Below are 17334 nucleotides of genomic sequence, written 5' to 3'. Positions count from 1 at the left end.
TTCATAACTATACCACTCTATTATTTGGCTTCACAACGTTCAGTTGACAGCGGCATGAAAAAAGAAGCCACCGAAGTGACTTCTTTGTTTAGGCATATGAATGCAAACCGGCGATGACGAGGTTGACGAACACCAAGTTGAACATGATGACGGCGAAGCCGCCGACACATAACCAAGCTGCTTTCGTCCCCGTCCAACCACGTTGGATGCGCATGTGTAAATAGTAGATATAGATGAGCATCGTGATGAGCGCCCACACTTCTTTCGGGTCCCAGCCCCAGAAACGGTTCCAGGCGATTTGAGCCCAAATCATTGCGAAAATCAGTCCGCCGAGAATGAACACCGGCAAGCCGATCGCGATCGAGCGGTAACTGATCTCATCAGCGAGGTCGAGGTCGACCTTCTTCGCGAGCGGTTGTAACGCCTCGGCGATCCGCTTCCGCAAGATGACGAAACGGAGCACCACATAAATCACAACGCCGGCGATGACCGACCAGATGAGCGTGTTCAACTTCAACGTATTGATGAACGTTGGCAACTCGAGTGACAGTCCGCTCGCACCAGAGAGGAGCTGAGCCCCTTCCGGTACGAATAACATCGGCATGAAGTACTCGTACGACTCTTGTGTCCCGCGGTCGTTCGTGAACTCGACGACGCCACCGGCACCGATCGCCTTGAAGAGCATCGAGACGAGGATGAAGCCGAGCGTACATATGAGGACGAACATCGTGACTTCAAGCCACGTCCGCGACTTCGACTGTTCCCGCATCGACGTCTCGTTCAATAAGAAAATGAGACCTGACGCGAAGCTGATGGCGAGAATCCCTTGGCCGAGCGCGGCCGTTGTGACGTGGATTTTCAACCAGACGCTGTTCAAGGCCGGGATGAGCGGTGCCACTTCGCTCGAGAACATCGAGGCGAAAGCGATGACGAGCAACGCCACCGGCATGGCGAACAAGCCGAGCACGTCATTTTTATAAATGCCATACACGACGAGGAATCCGAGCACCATCATCATACCGAAGAACGTTGTGTACTCGTACAGGTTCGATACCGGCGCATAGCCGACCCCGACCCACCGTAAAATAAAATATCCCATTTGGGCAATAAAGCCGATGACCGCCAGAATGAACGCATACTTGCCGTAGGCAATGCGATTGACGTTGCGGTCTTTACGCATCCCGCTGACCGCGATCGTAAACAACACGGTCGCGACCGCATACAGGATGAACGCGATAAAGAGCAAACGACTGCTCCACTGAATCCACTCCATTATGATTCCCCTCTTTCATTGGTTGAGTTGTCGTCCGTCTTTTTTTCAAACCGTGCCTGATCTTCCCAGATCGGCAGGCCATGTTTCTCTAGGATCGGTGTGATTTCGCGGTTAAGGGATGACGGGTTCTTGTTCGTGAAACCGGCAATGATCACGTCCGTCTCATTGTGTCGGCGAATCCAGATACGACGATGCGGCCAATACATGCCCATCACGATTCCGACCATGAAGATGACCCCACCGACGATCAAAATCGGATACGTCGAATCACTCTTGACGCGAAGACCGCTCGTGCTCGCCATCTCCGTCCCCGCGAATTGGATCACGTAGCGATTCTCCTCATCGGCCACGTTTAAACGAATGCCGATCAAGTTCGATTCGGTCGTGCCTTCCGGTGTGTCGATCGCCATGAAGAACGCCGGATTGAGCGCCCGAGGCGATTTCGTGTTCGGTTGACCGTCCTTGACCTCGAAATCTGGATACAAGTCGTTCAGTTTGACCGTGACATCACCGAGGTCGTACGTCGTCTCCGGATTCGTCAAATCGACCGTGAACGGTCCATACACGTCGCCCGTCTCTTTATCGGCGACGTTAAAGGACATCGATAAAAACTCCGGTCGACTCGAATACTGTTCTTGATATACTTCGTACTTTTCAAACTTGAACGGATGATTCACTTTCGTCGAACCGGCGTCGACTTCCTCGAGTTGCGGCGATCCGTCCTCGTTCGTTCCGGTCTTCTTGAACAGCGTCAATTCCGTCTCATAGTTTTTTGGGACTGCGCCCGCTTTCTCGATCGCCTCGGCAAATTTCGCATCTTCCGCGTTATTTTCCGGATCATACATCTCTAAGATGAATTGATCGTTGCGAAGATAATATTCATCATCCGTCGCTTCGAGCGGAACTGTATCGCCTTCGCGCACCCATTCGAGCGTATCCGTATGGAATGCCGGGAAAACGCGAAGCATCGCCCCGATGAAGAAGATGACGAGCCCGATGTGATTGACGTATGGACCCCAGCGCCCGAACCGATATTTCTCGGCGAGTAAGGCATCCCCGTCACGCTTCACTTGATAACGCTTGGCTTTTAAAGCCTCTCCGAACGCATCGATTTGTTCGTCCGTCCCTTTTCCCTCACCAATCAAACGTTGACCGCGCATGAAGCGATCGGTTCGTCGGACCGGTTGAAATTTCAACGCTTTATACAGCGGGAAAAATCGATCAATCGATACAACGATGAGCGATAACGTCAGCATCACGATCAACGTGATGTACCACCACGATGTATAGAGGTTGTGGAATCCTAGCGTATAGTAAATCGTACCCGGTGTCCCGTACTCGTCCGTGTAATACTGGCTCGCCGGCAACTGTTGCGGAATATACATCTCTTGCGGGAAAATCGTTCCGATCGCCGACCCGACGATGATGAGCCCGATGAGCCATAGACCGACCTTGACCGATGCAAAAAAGCTCCACACCCGGTCAATCCATGACCGTGGACGGCGCTTCGATCGTAAATCGGCGCCGTCGTATTTCATATCTAGCATTTGTGCGCCCCCCGTTCGCTTACAATGACTTCTCGGCCAACTCCATCAGTTTCTCTTTCGTGAGTTCACCTTCGTACTTTTCAATCACTTTGCCGTCGGCATCGATGACGAACGTGACCGGCAAGTTATAAATCCCGTACGCCTTCTCGACTTCGCTGCGCGTGTCCATCAAAATCGGATAGTCGAGCTTGACGCCGAGGTCGTTCACAAAGTTATCGACCCGAAGCGGTGTCTCGCCGACGTTGACCGCCCAAAAATCGACGCCCATGTCTTGGAGTGCGGCATAGTTGTCCTGGACGACCGGCATCTCTTTCTCACACGGTTCACAGAATGTGCCCCAGAAGTTCAAGAGCAACCCTTTACCGTCGTATGTGTCTCGCTCGACCATCGTCGTCCCGTCAAGACTGACGAGCTTGAAGTTCGGCGCATCGTCACCGGCCTCGACACGTCCGTCGTTGCCGGCTTGTTCAAACAATTGCATGATAACGACCGCTCCTGCGAACAGGACCATCGTCATGATCATGAGCCGCCAAAATGACCGTTTTTTCTTATGGGCCATCGCCTGGTTCATGCGATCACCCGACTTTGTTTCTTTCGTCATGAGTTCACACCATCCTTCAGTTGTTATTGTACTGAAAAAACACCAAAAACGCACATTAACAGACTTTTTTCATCTTTTTGTCACACAATCTCCACAAACTAAAAAATCATCCTATCTCAGGACGATTTTTTAGTTGTTATTTTTTCTTTTTCTTGCCCCGTTGTACGGGTGGTACCGTCGGGTTGGCAAGCTCACGTAGCTTCGATACTTCCTTGCGTGACAGTTCACGCCATTCGCCCGTCGTGAGACCGTCGAGCGTCAAGAAACCGAACTGTTCGCGTTTCAGTTTGATGACTTCTGAACCGACTGCTTCGAGCATTCGGCGGATTTGACGGTTATGGCCTTCCGAGATGACGATTTCTAAGATGGCCGAGTTTTTCTTATGGTCGACCGTCTTCATCTTCACTTGGGCGCTACCCGTCTTGTAGCCATCATCGAGTTCGACACCCGACTCGAGTTGTTTGATCGCGATATACGAAGGAATGTTCTTCACTTTCGCGACATAACGTTTTGGGATCTTGAACTTCGGATGGGTCATCATGTTCGAGAACTCACCGTCATTCGTTAAAATGATGAGTCCCGTCGTGTTATAGTCGAGACGTCCGACCGGGAAGACACGCGATCCAGGTGGTACGAGATCGGTGATGACTTTCCGTCCTTTATCATCTTCGACCGTCGAGACGTAACCGCTCGGCTTATAGAGCACATAATAAACATGCTCTTCTTGTTCGATTTTCACACCGTCGACCTCGACTTCAGACTTTGGACCGACTTTCGTACCGAGTTCGCGCACGACTTTCCCGTTGACGCGCACCCGTCCATCTAAAATCATTTCTTCGGCTTTACGCCGTGAGGCGACACCTGCTTGGGCAATCACTTTTTGTAAACGTTCCATTTATTCATTCTCCAATCTATCTTGCGTAATCGCAGACGGCTGGCCGAAGAACAAATCGCCTTCGTCCGAGAGCTCGTCTTCAAACGTTAATGGGGGCAATTCATCGAGTGAATTGAATCCAAAATGGTCCAGGAAATGTTCGGTCGTCCGGTATAACTTGGCCCGGCCAATCGTCTTGGCCCGGCCGGCCGCTTCAATCAATCCTTTAGACAACAGCGTATGGATGACACGTTCGACTTTGACGCCCCGGACTTCCTCGATATCGGCCCGGGTGACCGGTTGCTTGTACGCGATGATGACGAGCGTCTCCATCGCAGCACGTGATAACGCCTGTTCGGCCATCGTGCCGACGTAACGTTGAATGTACTCCGACACTTCAGGAATCGTCACGAGCTTATACACGCCCGCGGATTCAATCAGTTGGAACGGACGACCCGAATCTTTGAACGATGCTTCTAGTTTGCTCAACTGTTCGCGTGCAGCGGCTTCCGAAATGTCGAGCGTGTCCGCGAGGGCCCGCACTTCCATTCCTTCTTCGCCGACGACGAACAATAGACTCTCAATAATCGTTTCATAAGACAGCAACGGCTTCATCCCTTTCCTTTGACGATTCGACGAACGAGATTTGAATGTCTCGCTCTTCCTGTTTGGTCGTAACGACGCGCAACTTGATCAATTCGAGTAGCGCCATGAACGTGACGACAAGGTCCGACACATCGGGACGTTCCTCAAAAAACGAGAAGAACGATGTTGTCCGCTTTGCCGAGACGTAATCGTGCAACCGTGTCATCTGTTCTTCAAGCGTCCGTTCTTCACGTTTGATCGTCTTTTTGCGACGCTCTTTCCACCGCTTGCGTTCGACCATTTTCGAATAGGCGTGCAATAAGTCAGCAAAGTTGAGTGGACCGTCATACGGCTGGACGAGATCGGACATGTAGCGCGTCAAATCCTCACCGGGACGGCTATACAGTTCGAGGCGAGACTCTTCTTGCTCGCGCATGAATACGACCGCTTCTTTATATGCCTTATATTCAATCAACTGTCGAATCAACCCTTCTCGGGTCGGTTCTTCCCCAAAGTCGGGAATGTCATCTTCTTCAACTGGAACCGGTGGCAACAGTTGCTTGCTCTTCAATTGGAGCAACGTCGCCGCCATGACCAAATACTCACTGGCCACATCGAGCTCAAATTTTTGCATCGTCCGGATAAAGGCGACATACTGGTCCGTGACCTCGGAGACAGAGATGTCCGCGATGTCGAGCTCCATCTTGCCGATCAAGTGGAGCAGCAAGTCGAGCGGACCTTCGAACGTATCGATTTTGACGTTGTACGCTTCCATAGAGACACCTGCCATTTACATTTTTGCGCTTTAGTATAACATGTTTTGTAGTACCGTGACCACGAAAGGAGAAATTTGATGTCAACGCCTTTAATCCAGTATACGCTCTTATTTGAATGTCATGCCGATTATTTCGAATGCCACGAAGTGCTCGAGGAAGCATGGCAAGACGGAGGCCGTCAAGATTTAGGTTACGCCGCCTTGATTCAGTACGCCGTCGCCCATTACCATGCCCGCCGCGGCAATATGGCCGGGGCGAAAAAGAGCATCGCGGCGTTACAACAGAAGCTTGGGCTGGCCGCGACCGAGCTCGAGGGGCACGGTATCGATGTGGAAACGTTCGCCAAGGATTTGGAGTGTTGGCCGCTCCCCGAGACGCTGCCGCTCGACAAATCGACGCGCCGACAAATCGAGCGCTTGAAACCGACATTCGAACCGACCGCGCTCACGTTTGACGAGCTCGTCCATAAACATATGTATCGAGACCGGACACCGGTCGTCACCGAGCGGCTCCGGGCGCTCGAGGCACGCAAAAAAGCTAGGCGCTGAGCCTAGCTTTTTTAGATGACGACTTGATTCCATTTATCGAGCAAGTCCCCGGTCTTGCCTTGACCGACGAGCTTCAAGTCGAGCGGCAATAAGTTCCGGGTCTCATCGAGCAGTTCATAGGAACGTTTCTCGCCACGGAACGACGGAGACAGCGCAATATGATGGATGAACATCGTCGTCTCTTGTTGCTCCATCCCGATGATCCCGACGAAGTCTTCCCCGACTCTCCAGAGATAAAGGAATTTGGCAGGGTCTTCTTCGTAGGACCGGACGAGTTCGAGCAAGGCGAGCGGAGATTTGTCGCTACATGAGAACGCGAGCAAGCCCATCGCCGTCTTTTCGTACGATTGTTTGTATTTCACCAGCATTGCTGGTTTCACCACCTTTAGTCATTCATGTTTCACTAAGTGAACACGTGAGAGACATGGCTCATTGTGCCATAACGTTCAGGCAGAAATCAATTCTCGTCCCAAACTTTAACTTCGGCCATCTTCGTGCCTTGACGAAGTTTGACCGCGTGCTCAAGGCCAGACGTCACTTTTCCGAAGACCGTGTGGACACCGTCGAGATGTGGTTGTGGCTCATGGACGATGAAGAACTGTGACGAGCCCGTGTTGCGTCCGGCGTGTGCCATTGAAAGCGAACCCGAATCATGTTTGTATGGGAACGATGTCGATGTCTCACATGGGATCGTCTTGCCTGAACCACCCATGCCTGTCCCGTCTGGGCAACCGCCTTGGCTGACGAAACCTGGGATGACCCGGTGGAACGTCAAACCGTTATAGAAGCCGCTGTTCGCGAGCTCCTCGAAGTTGTCGACCGTGATCGGTGCCGCATCGTGGAACAAGTCGAATTCGATCATTTCGCCGTTCTCTAATTTCATAGATCCTTTTTTCATGAAAAGTTACCCCTTTATGTTCATATTGTCATTCTCACTCACACATTGCCCATTCTATCAAAAAAAACCGTCTGTCTCCACTATTTTGTGGAAACAGACGTTCTGACTTGCCGCTTACTGGATGACAGCGTGGACGAGTGGACGCGCCGTCGGCTCTGTCGCACCGATCGTGTACGCGTGGTCCATCCGCTCGAGCGCAGATGTCATGTCTTCTTTGTTCGAACGGAGCACGGCGATCACGTCACCGGCCTCGACCTTGTCACCGACTTTCTTCTCGAGCGTGATACCGGCCGCGAAGTCGAGCTGATCATCTTTTGTCGCCCGACCTGCGCCGAGGAGCATCGCTGCCACACCGACTTCGTCAGCGATAATCGACTCGACGTAACCTGCTTGTTTCGCGACGAACGTCGTCTCATACTTCGCTTGCGGAAGTTTCGACAAGTCATCGACGAGCGACGCGTCGCCACCTTGTGCCGCTACGAACTGACGGAACACTTCGAGGGCATGACCGTCGGCCATCCGTTTCTCAAGGTCAGCGTACGCTTCCTCGAACGTCTGATAGAACTCGCCGAGTACCGCCATATGACCGGCAATCGTGAGGGCAATCGTCTTCAAGTCAGTCACGTCTTTGCCCGAGAGGACTTCAATCGCTTCTTTCACTTCATTGGCGTTCCCGATTTCGAAACCGAGCGGCTGATCCATATCCGTGATGACGGCGACCGTCTTACGGCCGACGTTCTTACCGATGGCGACCATCTCTTCAGCGAGCGCTTTCGCGTCGTCGAACGACTTCATGAACGCGCCTGAACCCGTCTTGACGTCGAGGACGATGCTGTCGGCACCGGCCGCGATTTTCTTCGACATGATCGAGCTCGCGATGAGCGGGATTGAATCGACCGTCGCCGTCACGTCACGGAGTGCGTAAAGACGTTTGTCGGCAGGCGTCAAGTTGCCCGTCTGACCGATGATTGACATCTTGATATCGTTTACTTGCTTCGTGAACTGTTCTTCCGTCAACTCGACGTTGAAGCCAGGGAACGATTCAAGCTTATCGATCGTCCCGCCCGTGTGGCCGAGACCGCGACCGCTCATCTTCGCGACCGGAATCCCGATTGACGCGACGAGCGGAGCGACGATTAAGCTGATTTTGTCACCGACGCCGCCAGTCGAGTGTTTATCAACTTTTTTACCTTGAATGTTCGACAAATCGATGACGTCACCAGACTTGACCATCTCCATCGTCAAGGCCGCCGTCTCTTTCTCTGTCATGCCGTTAAAGTAAATCGCCATCGAAAGGGCCGACATCTGATAATCAGGAATCGTCTCGTTCGTGAAGCCTTCGATGATGAAGCGAATCTCCTCTTCGTTCAATTCGCCACCGTTACGTTTTTTCAAAATCAAATCGACCATGCGCATAAGTTTCGTCCTCCTAATTGGGTAGTGGTTACATGCTTTGAATCGTGCCGCGTACGAGTGAAAGGAAGTCTTGGCGGACGCGTTCTGTCGTCTCGATGACTTCTTCATGGTTGAGCGGTTGATCTAAAATCCCGGCTGCCATGTTCGATACGCACGAGATGCCGAGCACTCGCATATCTGAGTGACGGGCCACGATGACTTCAGGCACCGTCGACATGCCGACAACGTCGCCTCCGAGCAGGCGAGCCATCTTCACTTCGGCCGGTGTCTCATACGTCGGACCCGTGTTCCCGAAGTAGACGCCTTTTTGAACAGAAAGTCCAAGTTTTGTGGCGACGCCTTCCGTCAATGTGACGAGCTCCTTATCGTACGCTTCTGACATGTCCGGGAAACGTGTTCCGAAGTCGCTCGCGTTCTTACCGATGAGTGGGCTCGTACCGAAGAAGTTGATGTGATCCGTAATGATCATCAAGTCCCCCGGGTTGAACGACTCGTTGCAAGCACCAGCCGCATTCGTGACGATGAGCGTTTCGACACCGATCAATTTGAGGACGCGGACCGGGAACGTCACTTGTTCCATTGAGTAGCCTTCATAGAAGTGGAACCGTCCTTGCATCGCGACGACGCGTTTTCCTTCGAGGTCCCCGAAGACGAGTTGGCCGGCGTGGCCTTCGACGGTCGATACCGGGAAGTGCGGGATATCCTCATAAGGGATTTTCACCGCGTTCTCGATTTCATCCGCGAGGACGCCGAGACCTGAGCCGAGAATGAGTCCGATTTCTGGTGTTCCGTTCATGCGTTCCTGTAAAAATGCCTTTGTTTCGTTCCAATTTACCATGAGTAATGCCTCCTCAAATTTCGTTTAAGAAACTCTTTCCGTGTGCTGGTGCATCGACGTCGAAGTTATCGGCCACTGTGGCGCCGATATCGGCGAACGTTCCGCGGATGCCGAGGTCGACCGCTGTCGAACCGTGATGATGGACGATGAGCGGCACATATTCACGCGTATGGTCCGTTCCCGGTGCCGTCGGGTCGTTCCCGTGGTCGGCCGTAATGATGAGCAAGTCGTCTTCACGCAACTTCTCCATTACTTCCGGTAGACGGGCGTCATACTCTTCAAGCGCGATCGCATAGCCTTCTGGGTCACGGCGGTGACCGAAGAGCGCATCGAAGTCGACGAGGTTCAAGAAGCAGAGACCTTCGAACTCTTCATCGAGCGATTCGACGAGTTTGTCCATGCCATCCATGTTCGATTTTGTCCGAATCGCTTTCGTGACACCTTCGCCGTCATAGATGTCGCTGATTTTCCCGAGAGCGATCACATCTTTCCCTGCCGTCTCGAGCGTGTTCATGACCGTCTTGCCGAACGGCTTGAGCGCATAGTCGTGACGATTAGATGTCCGGACCCACGCGCCAGGCGTTCCGAGGAACGGTCGGGCGATGATGCGGCCGAGCATGTACGGGTCTTCGCGCGTGATTTCACGGGCGTATTCGCAGATGCGGTACAACTCGTCGAGCGGGACGACTTCTTCGTGCGCCGCGATTTGGAGCACCGAGTCAGCTGATGTATAGACGATCAAGGCACCTGTTTTGACATGCTCTTCGCCGAGCTCATCCAAGATCTCTGTCCCTGATGCCGGCTTGTTGCCGATGATGTCACGGCCGCTGAACTCTTTGAGCCGGTCGATCAAATCGTCCGGGAATTCTTCGAACACGCGGAAAGGCGTATCGATATGAAGGCCCATGATCTCCCAGTGGCCAGTCATCGTGTCTTTCCCGGCCGAGATTTCTTCCATGCGTCCGTAGGCGCTCGGTGTCGTCGACACTTCGATGCCGTCAATCGGCTTGATGTTCGACAGCCCGAGGCGGCCCATGTTCGGCATGTTCAACCCACCGTGTTCACGAGCGATATGCCCGAGCGTGTCTGAACCGACGTCTCCGAACTGGTCGGCATCTGGGGCTTCCCCAATCCCGACCGAGTCCATGACGACCAAGAAAATACGTTTAAATTTCTTCACAAAAAGTTCCTCCTTTAGTGTCTTTACGCACGCGGATGATGTTTTCGATAGACATCGTGGAGTCGTGCCTTATTGACATGTGTGTAGATTTGAGTCGTGGAGAGATCGGCATGCCCAAGCATCTGTTGGATGGCCCGAAGATCGGCCCCGTTCTCGAGCAAGTGTGTCGCGAACGAATGACGGAGCACGTGTGGCGTGATCTCTTTTTGGATGCCGGCCTCTTTGGCCCGTCGTTTGATCATCTTCCAGAACCCTTGACGGCTGAGCCTTCCGCCGCGCCCGTTCAAGAACAACGCCTCGGTCTCCCGACCGCCGAGCCCGTTACGGGCCTGTTGGATATAGCGTTCGACAAAACCTTGGGCGACAGACGACACCGGGATGATCCGGGCGCTCTCGCCTTTGCCTTCACACTGTAGATACCCCAATTCGAACTGTAAATCATCCAAATCAAGCCCAAGAAGTTCGCTGACGCGCATGCCCGTTCCGTAGAGCAGTTCGAGCATGGCCCGATCGCGGAGCGCGAGCGGGTCTGACGTCGGCACACTGTCGAGCAACCGTTCAACTTCATCTTGAGACCACGTGTCCGGCAGATGCCGTTCCGCTTTCGGCGTCTCCAAATAAAGTGCCGGGTCAGTCGTTGCACCACCTGTCATCTTCAAATGATGATGGAACGTCCGAATCGAACTGACGGCCCGTCGGAGTGATGAAGCAGCCCGACCGGCTTGCGATAACTCTTCCATATGTTTGACGATGTGTGCCCGCGTGACTTCATTCCATTCTGTCACCCCGAGTTGGGTGAGTGTCGATAAGTACTGGGTCAAATCGCTCGCATAGGCTTGTCTCGTGTTCGTGGACATTCGTTTTTCAACCGTCATGTACTGCAAAAATGACTCGACTTGCGAACGCATGACATCCCCCTCCTTCCTCGCTACACCTGAATACGCTTACATCATATCACTTATGTAAACCGTTGTGAAGACGTCTGACCTCATTTTTTTAAAGCTTTTTTGTGACAGGAATTGGTGAGGTTTTCACGCATATATTTCGATTGAGGGCTTACAAATCTCATCATGATTTGGTACACTCAAGTCGACTTATTAAAATGATTTAAAAAGTTTGAAAGGAGTCGTCCATGGACCAGACCATTACTAATCTGACGGTCGCCGTCAGACGTCAACTCGTCTTATCCGGTCATTCGACCATCGCCGCCATCTCAGAAGCGACCCGGCTCAGTTTTCCGACCGTCAAGAAGCAGTTGGAGCAGTTGATGGAGGCCGGTGAAGTGTTTGAACAAGGTTTTGAGGATTCACGCGGTGGTCGCCCAGCCAAACGTTACATCTATAATGAGTGGTTCACGCACGGATTGACGCTATACGTCGAGAAGTCGGTCGTCCGCTATCGTGTCATCGATAGCATCGGTACGACGATTGACGACGGGACGCAGGAGATTCTAAACGGGGACCATCTCGGTGCGCTCGGCTCGGTGCTCGACCGACAGTTGGACCGAACCCCCGATATGAGCGCGATCTCCATCGGTGTCGCAGCGGCCGTCGCAGATGGGACGGTCATCTTCGCCCCGGACTATCCGACGTTCGCACACCTCGACTTGAAAAGTTGGGTCGAGTCGCGTTCCAATCGCCCTGCCGTCATCGAGAACGATATGAACGCTGCCGTCTATGGATACGGACACACGCACGAACTCGCCGGTGACCAATCTATCGTCTACATCTATTTAGGAAAGAACGGACCCGGTGCCGGGATTCTCATCAACGGACAGCTCATCCGCGGCAAGACGGGATTCAGCGGGGAAATCTCGTTTTTACCCCTTTACGACGACTCGACGTTTCATAATCGGATGGAGAGCGAGCGAGCGGCCCCGCTTTCGGATTCCGCTTTCGGTGCGCTCGGTCGGCTTGTCGCGACGTTCACCGCGACGCTGAATCCGAACGCCATCATTTTTTCGGATGTCGATCTCGTCGATCCTGAGTTGGAGGCAATCAGGCATGCTTGCCAGCGTCACATTCCGGTGGCTCACATGCCAGATTTATTGATTGGCAACTGGGAGGAAGATTATTTTGCAGGCTTGGCTCGACGTTGCGTCGGGTTGATGCTTGAATCAATTTGAAGAGGTGTACCATGACAGGATTTTTATTATTGGCCGTGATTTACATCGCTTTTATCAGTCTCGGTCTGCCCGACGCCTTGCTCGGTGTCGGTTGGCCGTTGATGCACGTCGAGTTCAACGCCCCGATCTCGATGGCCGGATGGATTTTTATGACCATCGCCGCGGGGACGATTTTATCGAGCCTGCTCAGTGGCCGATTGCTCGAACGGTTCGATACGAAACAAGTCACATTCGGCTCCGGGCTCGTGACTGCTCTGTGCCTGCTCGGTTTTTACGCGGCCCCGTCCTTGATTTGGCTGTTTGTCCTATCGATTCCGCTCGGACTTGGCGCCGGCGCGGTCGATGCCGCGCTCAACCATTACGTCGCGGAAAACTATAAGGCGCACCATATGAACTGGCTCCATTGTTTTTGGGGCGTAGGAGCGACGGGCGGACCGCTCGTCATGGCCGGCGTCTTGACGGAGAACGGTTGGCGCGATGGCTATTTGATTGTCGCGTTGATTCAGTTCGCGCTCGCCTTCATCTTGCTCCTGTCGTTCCCGCTCTGGAAGCGCGAAGTCAAAACGGAACCCTCCTCGCTCGAACGACAAGAGACGGCCGTGACCGCGCTCGATCGAAAACTGCCGAAAGGCGTCTCGTATGCACTAGCCACGTTCCTGCTTTATTGCGGCATTGAAGCGCTCATCGGACTGTGGGCCAGCAGTTACCTCGTCCAGATGAAACAGTTTTCGGTCGCGACGGCCGCGACGTGGGTATCGATCTATTACGGCAGCATTACGCTCGGGCGTTTCTTGAGCGGGTTCCTGTCATTCCGCTTCACGAATCGACAGATGATCCGACTCGGGCAAACCCTCGCCTTAATCGGTAGCCTCGTATTTCTCATTCCGACGACTGAAACCATGTTGATCGGCTTAATTTGTATCGGTCTCGGGCTAGCTCCGATTTACCCGAGCATGCTCCATGAGACGCCGCAGCGGTTCGGTGCGGAACGGGCCAAACGCTTGATGGGCTTCCAGATGGCGTTCGCCTACACGGGCAGCACGTTCCTGCCACCGCTATTCGGTCTCGTCGTGTCCCAGACATCGCTCGGTCTATTCCCGCTCGTGGCCGTTTTGATCATGGTCGGGATGCTCTTGAACACGGAACGCTTGAATGTCATCATGCAGCAACAATCAAAGGAGGAATCCACATGAAGATTGAACACGTCGCCCTCTGGGTGAACGACCTTGAACAAATGCGCCGCTTCTACGAGACGTACCTCGGCGCAACGGCGAACGACAAGTATACGAACGAACAGAAACAGTTCGAATCGTATTTCCTGACGTTCCCTGATTCGACGTGCCGACTCGAGTTGATGCGCCGCCCGGACATCCAAGGCACACCTCGTGAAACGGTCGGCTACGCACATATCGCGTTCGCACTCGGCAGCAAAGCAGCGGTCGACAGCTTGACGCGACGACTCGAGGCCGACGGCTACCCACTCGTCGATGGTCCGCGGACGACCGGGGACGGCTATTACGAGAGCGTCTTCCTCGATCCGGAACAAAACAAACTCGAATTGACCATATGAGGAGACGACACCATGATCAAAGCCATCTTATTAGACCTCGACGGAACGCTATTGAACGATCAAAAACTCATCTCACCCCAAACGAAACAGACGCTCCTCGATTTGCAGGACGAGGGTGTCAAAGTCGTCCTCGCCTCGGGCCGACCGAAACGGGGCATCGAACCGTTCGCCGACGAGCTCCGACTCCACGAGTATGGCGGTCTCCTCGTGTCCTCGAACGGGGCATGTGTGACCGATGCCAGAACGAACGAGACGCTGTTCAAACAGGCCATCGATCAAGACGACGCGATTGCCATCTTGGATCATTTGACCGGATTCGACGTCATCCCGATGATCAATGACGAGACGTATATGTACGTTAATGACGTCTTCAGCGGCATGCTCGAGTTAAATGGTAAGCCGTTCAATATCATCGAATATGAGTCGCGCGGCGGACGGTTCCAATTGCGGGAAGAGCCGCTACTCGCCGACGCCATCACCTTCCCGATCTATAAAATCCTCGTCGCCGGACAGCCGGACTATCTACAGGCCCATGCCGACTTGCTCGCCGGACCATTCACGGACCGCGTGACGGGCATGTTCACGGCAGCCATGTACTATGAGTTCACGGATCTCGGAATCGACAAGGCCCGGGCACTCGATCACGTGTTCCGGGAGATTGGGATTGACCGCGAGCACGTCATCGCGTTCGGGGACGGCCATAACGACCGCTCCATCATCGAGTATGCCGGCATCGGGGTCGCGATGGACAACGCCGTCGAAGACATCAAGGCTATTGCGAACGAAATCACGCTGTCGAACAATCACGATGGCATCGCCACCGTCTTGTCCCGTTACTTGACGAGGTGACGACATACAAAAGACAGGCAGCCTTTGAGAGGCTGCCCGTCTTGGTTTATCCGTTGATGACTGCTTTATGACCCTCGAGCGTGACGCCTTTGGCTTGGCACACTTTACAGATGCCGTGAAACGTCAAACGATGGTCTTTGATTAAAAATTCGTATTTGCTTTCGACTTTTTTCTCGACGTCGACGAGTAAGTCTTCCATGATTTCCTCGACCGAACCGCACTCGACACAGACGAGGTGATGGTGCGAATGGTTCGCGCCTTCTGGTCTGAGGTCGAAGCGGGCAACGCCGTCACCGAAGTTGACTTTGTCGACGACACCGAGCTCGGTCAACAGCTCGAGCGTCCGATAAACCGTCGCGAGCCCGATTTCCGGTGCGATGCTTTTGACGAGCATGAACACGTTCTCCGCACTCAAATGATCCGTTTCATTCTCAAGTAAGATGCGGACCGTCGATTCTCGTTGCGGTGTCAATTTATATCCTTTGGCGCTCAATTGCTGTTTGATCCGTTCAATTCGCGTTTCCATAAGGCGCCCCCTCTTTACATAATTCACTATTCAAAGCATACCGAAGTTTGTCCGGTTTTTCAAAGTGAACTACTCACCACTTATTTGCTTCGCAAATTGAAGTGGGAGCTTCTTGGGAAGAACGTACTCTTACTAGCTACGTTTATTGACCAAGCTCGTCGGGCAAGTCCCTGCCCTGAAGGTTTTTTAGTCGGCCAACATCAACAGGTTGATGCTCGCGTTGATATCTCGATCATGATGGGCGCCACAAGTGCACGTCCATTCACGGACGTCCATCGTCTTCTTCTGGCCTTTCTCGCCGCAAGAAGAACAGATTTGTGTCGATGCGTACCACTGGTCTGCCTTGATGAGCTTCCGTCCGTAGAACTTACATTTGTATTCCAACTGTCGGACGAACTCATACCAACTTACGTCTCCAATAGATTTCGCCACCTTGTGGTTCTTCATCATGTTCTTCGATTTCAATGTCTCCACGACGATGACTTGGTTCTCGTCAACGATCCGTTTTGACAACTTATGAAGAAAGTCTTTACGTTGGTTTGCGATCTTCTCATGCTTTTTGGCGAGAATCAGCTTGGCTTTTTCTCTGTTCCTGCTTCCGATTTTCTTACGAGACAAGGCTCGCTGTGCCTTCTTGACCTTCTCTTCCGACTTGCGAAGGAAGCGAGGGTTGTCGATTTTCTCAGACACCATCTCGTCATTTGTCATGATGGCGAAGTGTTCCAACCCAAGGTCGATCCCGATCTTGTTTTGAGCAGGAATCCTCTTTTCCTCGTCTTGATTGACAAGGATGGAGACGAAGAACTTGCCCGTCCTCGTCATCGAGATCGTCGCGGACTTGATGACACCCTCGAAAAAGCGATGTTGTTTGAACTTCACGAAGCCGATCTTAGGAAGTCTCACCTTCCCGTCCTCGATCCGGACGCTCCCGTTCTGATTGTTGGTCGTGTAGGAGGCGCGGTCGCTGTGCCTCGATTTGAACTTCGGGAAACCAACGGACTCGTCGCGGAAGAAGTTGGAGTATGCCTCGTTCAGGTCCATCTGGGCGTTGGCAAGGGACAGACTGTCGACCTCTTTCAAGAAAGGGAACTCGGGCTTATACTTCGCGGGGGTCGGGAGCTTCTGCTTCGCGTCGGGGTTCAGTTTCGACTCCTCATACAACCGGACGCGCTCTTCGAGCATCTTGTTGTAGACGAAACGCACACAGCCGAACGTCTTCACGAAGTATTCTCGTTGTGGCCTTGTCGGATATAGTCGAAACTTGTACGCCTTCAGCAAAGTGCTCACTCCCTTCCTTGTTTTTCGATGTATTGCCTGATGACGTCGGTCGTCGCACCGCCGGTCGTCACGAGGCAGTAGCTTCGAGACCAGAACATCTCTTTCCACAGTCGTCTCTTGACGTGTGGAAAGTCTCGTTTGATCAGTCGGCTACTGGCGCTCTTGTAGGCGTTCAGAAACTTCGACATCTCTGTGTTCGGGTGGGCCTTGAACAACACATGGATATGATCGCCGTCATGATTCCATTCGGTCAGTGTGATATGGTATGACGCGCCGATCCGTTCGAACGTCTGTCTCGCGAACTCCGAGACGGCGTCGTCAATCACCTTGCGTCTGGATTTGACTACCAAGACGAGGTGGTAATTCAGAAGGAAGACTGAATGTTTATTTGTATCCATTTTCATTGATCTATCAGTCCTTTTGATTGGTCACACTGATCGTATCAAACAA

General features: G+C 52.9%; 20 protein-coding genes. 5 read left to right on the top strand and 15 right to left on the bottom strand.

What is annotated here, in order from left to right; genetic code table 11:
* Positions 1-88: 88 nt before the first annotated feature.
* From ccsB to KNP02_RS06020, 6 genes are all read right to left on the bottom strand, one after another.
* A complete protein-coding gene (gene ccsB / locus KNP02_RS06045; protein ID WP_214707587.1) occupies positions 89-1273 on the bottom strand; it encodes a c-type cytochrome biogenesis protein CcsB in 1185 nt (394 codons plus the stop codon).
* Entirely contained in the window at positions 1273-2820 is a 1548-nt protein-coding gene (resB, locus tag KNP02_RS06040; protein WP_251129148.1) for a cytochrome c biogenesis protein ResB, read from the bottom strand. Before resB ends, ccsB begins: the two co-directional genes overlap by 1 nt.
* A 19-nt stretch (positions 2821-2839) precedes the next feature.
* Positions 2840-3421, bottom strand: coding sequence for a redoxin domain-containing protein (locus KNP02_RS06035; RefSeq protein ID WP_034777847.1), 582 nt, complete (start codon positions 3419-3421; stop codon positions 2840-2842).
* A 136-nt stretch (positions 3422-3557) separates the two neighbouring features.
* Positions 3558-4316: a pseudouridine synthase gene (locus tag KNP02_RS06030; protein WP_029595326.1), complete on the bottom strand. Its 759-nt coding sequence runs from the start codon at positions 4314-4316 to the stop codon at positions 3558-3560.
* Positions 4317-4910: an SMC-Scp complex subunit ScpB gene (gene scpB, locus KNP02_RS06025; RefSeq protein WP_029595325.1), complete on the bottom strand. Its 594-nt coding sequence runs from the start codon at positions 4908-4910 to the stop codon at positions 4317-4319.
* Entirely contained in the window at positions 4888-5655 is a 768-nt protein-coding gene (locus KNP02_RS06020) for a segregation and condensation protein A (protein WP_214707585.1), read from the bottom strand. Before KNP02_RS06020 ends, scpB begins: the two co-directional genes overlap by 23 nt.
* Positions 5656-5733: 78 nt before the next feature.
* Here KNP02_RS06020 and KNP02_RS06015 point away from each other — a divergent pair, with 78 nt between their 5' ends.
* The gene (locus tag KNP02_RS06015; RefSeq protein WP_214707583.1) at positions 5734-6204 is read left to right on the top strand and encodes a DUF309 domain-containing protein; all 471 of its coding nucleotides are present in this window, start codon (positions 5734-5736) and stop codon (positions 6202-6204) included.
* Between the two features lie 11 nt (positions 6205-6215).
* Here KNP02_RS06015 and KNP02_RS06010 read toward each other — a convergent pair whose 3' ends face one another.
* The 6 genes from KNP02_RS06010 to xerD all read right to left on the bottom strand — a co-directional run bounded on the left by KNP02_RS06010 (position 6216) and on the right by xerD (position 11444).
* On the bottom strand, positions 6216-6572 hold the full coding sequence (locus KNP02_RS06010) for a GNAT family N-acetyltransferase (RefSeq protein WP_021067630.1): 357 nt from the start codon (positions 6570-6572) through the stop codon (positions 6216-6218).
* Positions 6573-6661: 89 nt separating this feature from the next.
* Complete coding sequence (locus KNP02_RS06005; RefSeq protein ID WP_214707581.1) at positions 6662-7102, bottom strand: peptidylprolyl isomerase; 441 nt, start codon at positions 7100-7102, stop codon at positions 6662-6664.
* A gap of 114 nt (positions 7103-7216) precedes the next feature.
* On the bottom strand, positions 7217-8518 hold the full coding sequence (locus KNP02_RS06000) for a pyrimidine-nucleoside phosphorylase (protein ID WP_131471226.1): 1302 nt from the start codon (positions 8516-8518) through the stop codon (positions 7217-7219).
* A 28-nt stretch (positions 8519-8546) separates the two neighbouring features.
* Positions 8547-9356: a purine-nucleoside phosphorylase gene (locus tag KNP02_RS05995; protein WP_034777854.1), complete on the bottom strand. Its 810-nt coding sequence runs from the start codon at positions 9354-9356 to the stop codon at positions 8547-8549.
* A 13-nt stretch (positions 9357-9369) separates the two neighbouring features.
* Positions 9370-10536: a phosphopentomutase gene (gene deoB / locus KNP02_RS05990; RefSeq protein ID WP_131471227.1), complete on the bottom strand. Its 1167-nt coding sequence runs from the start codon at positions 10534-10536 to the stop codon at positions 9370-9372.
* A gap of 23 nt (positions 10537-10559) precedes the next feature.
* Positions 10560-11444, bottom strand: a complete 885-nt coding sequence (gene xerD / locus KNP02_RS05985) for a site-specific tyrosine recombinase XerD (RefSeq protein ID WP_034777856.1) — start codon at positions 11442-11444, stop codon at positions 10560-10562.
* Between the two features lie 224 nt (positions 11445-11668).
* Between xerD and KNP02_RS05980 the strand changes: the two genes are divergently transcribed.
* From KNP02_RS05980 to KNP02_RS05965, 4 genes are read left to right on the top strand one after another with little or no spacing between them, the layout of a single operon-like run.
* Complete coding sequence (locus KNP02_RS05980) at positions 11669-12661, top strand: ROK family transcriptional regulator (protein ID WP_214707579.1); 993 nt, start codon at positions 11669-11671, stop codon at positions 12659-12661.
* Positions 12662-12672: 11 nt separating this feature from the next.
* Positions 12673-13854 carry an MFS transporter gene (locus tag KNP02_RS05975; RefSeq protein ID WP_214707577.1) on the top strand — a complete coding sequence of 394 codons (1182 nt, stop codon included), beginning with the start codon at positions 12673-12675 and terminating at the stop codon, positions 13852-13854.
* Positions 13851-14231 (top strand): VOC family protein, encoded by a 381-nt coding sequence (locus tag KNP02_RS05970; protein ID WP_214707576.1) that lies wholly within the window; start codon positions 13851-13853, stop codon positions 14229-14231. The genes KNP02_RS05975 and KNP02_RS05970 overlap by 4 nt, the downstream gene beginning before the upstream one ends.
* Positions 14232-14243: 12 nt before the next feature.
* On the top strand, positions 14244-15080 hold the full coding sequence (locus tag KNP02_RS05965; RefSeq protein ID WP_214707573.1) for a Cof-type HAD-IIB family hydrolase: 837 nt from the start codon (positions 14244-14246) through the stop codon (positions 15078-15080).
* Between the two features lie 46 nt (positions 15081-15126).
* Here KNP02_RS05965 and fur read toward each other — a convergent pair whose 3' ends face one another.
* The 3 genes from fur to tnpA all read right to left on the bottom strand — a co-directional run bounded on the left by fur (position 15127) and on the right by tnpA (position 17288).
* Positions 15127-15606 carry a ferric iron uptake transcriptional regulator gene (gene fur / locus KNP02_RS05960; RefSeq protein WP_016509373.1) on the bottom strand — a complete coding sequence of 160 codons (480 nt, stop codon included), beginning with the start codon at positions 15604-15606 and terminating at the stop codon, positions 15127-15129.
* A 186-nt stretch (positions 15607-15792) separates the two neighbouring features.
* Positions 15793-16884, bottom strand: coding sequence for an IS200/IS605 family element RNA-guided endonuclease TnpB (tnpB, locus tag KNP02_RS05955; protein WP_214707571.1), 1092 nt, complete (start codon positions 16882-16884; stop codon positions 15793-15795).
* 5 nt (positions 16885-16889) lie between these two features.
* On the bottom strand, positions 16890-17288 hold the full coding sequence (tnpA, locus tag KNP02_RS05950) for an IS200/IS605 family transposase (RefSeq protein WP_214707570.1): 399 nt from the start codon (positions 17286-17288) through the stop codon (positions 16890-16892).
* Positions 17289-17334: the final 46 nt, after the last annotated feature.

The sequence above is a fragment of the Exiguobacterium sp. s40 genome (genome assembly GCF_018617905.1).
GTDB lineage: Bacteria > Bacillota > Bacilli > Exiguobacteriales > Exiguobacteriaceae > Exiguobacterium > Exiguobacterium mexicanum_A.
The sequence above is the reverse complement of the archived record's forward strand: the minus strand, read 5'-3'. Positions and strand labels throughout refer to the sequence as shown.

Excerpts from the sequence above, each read along its gene's own strand:
- KNP02_RS05970 (WP_214707576.1), top strand. The coding sequence starts at position 13,851 with ATGAAGATTGAACACGTCGCCCTCTGGGTGAACGACCTTGAACAAATG.
- xerD (WP_034777856.1), bottom strand. The coding sequence starts at position 11,444 with ATGCGTTCGCAAGTCGAGTCATTTTTGCAGTACATGACGGTTGAAAAA.
- tnpA (WP_214707570.1), bottom strand. The coding sequence starts at position 17,288 with ATGAAAATGGATACAAATAAACATTCAGTCTTCCTTCTGAATTACCAC.
- KNP02_RS06030 (WP_029595326.1), bottom strand. The coding sequence starts at position 4,316 with ATGGAACGTTTACAAAAAGTGATTGCCCAAGCAGGTGTCGCCTCACGG.
- KNP02_RS05975 (WP_214707577.1), top strand. The coding sequence starts at position 12,673 with ATGACAGGATTTTTATTATTGGCCGTGATTTACATCGCTTTTATCAGT.
- KNP02_RS06035 (WP_034777847.1), bottom strand. The coding sequence starts at position 3,421 with ATGACGAAAGAAACAAAGTCGGGTGATCGCATGAACCAGGCGATGGCC.
- KNP02_RS05995 (WP_034777854.1), bottom strand. The coding sequence starts at position 9,356 with ATGGTAAATTGGAACGAAACAAAGGCATTTTTACAGGAACGCATGAAC.
- fur (WP_016509373.1), bottom strand. The coding sequence starts at position 15,606 with ATGGAAACGCGAATTGAACGGATCAAACAGCAATTGAGCGCCAAAGGA.
- scpB (WP_029595325.1), bottom strand. The coding sequence starts at position 4,910 with ATGAAGCCGTTGCTGTCTTATGAAACGATTATTGAGAGTCTATTGTTC.
- KNP02_RS06000 (WP_131471226.1), bottom strand. The coding sequence starts at position 8,518 with ATGCGCATGGTCGATTTGATTTTGAAAAAACGTAACGGTGGCGAATTG.
- KNP02_RS06015 (WP_214707583.1), top strand. The coding sequence starts at position 5,734 with ATGTCAACGCCTTTAATCCAGTATACGCTCTTATTTGAATGTCATGCC.
- KNP02_RS05965 (WP_214707573.1), top strand. The coding sequence starts at position 14,244 with ATGATCAAAGCCATCTTATTAGACCTCGACGGAACGCTATTGAACGAT.
- ccsB (WP_214707587.1), bottom strand. The coding sequence starts at position 1,273 with ATGGAGTGGATTCAGTGGAGCAGTCGTTTGCTCTTTATCGCGTTCATC.
- KNP02_RS06005 (WP_214707581.1), bottom strand. The coding sequence starts at position 7,102 with ATGAAAAAAGGATCTATGAAATTAGAGAACGGCGAAATGATCGAATTC.
- KNP02_RS06010 (WP_021067630.1), bottom strand. The coding sequence starts at position 6,572 with ATGCTGGTGAAATACAAACAATCGTACGAAAAGACGGCGATGGGCTTG.
- resB (WP_251129148.1), bottom strand. The coding sequence starts at position 2,820 with ATGCTAGATATGAAATACGACGGCGCCGATTTACGATCGAAGCGCCGT.
- KNP02_RS06020 (WP_214707585.1), bottom strand. The coding sequence starts at position 5,655 with ATGGAAGCGTACAACGTCAAAATCGATACGTTCGAAGGTCCGCTCGAC.
- KNP02_RS05980 (WP_214707579.1), top strand. The coding sequence starts at position 11,669 with ATGGACCAGACCATTACTAATCTGACGGTCGCCGTCAGACGTCAACTC.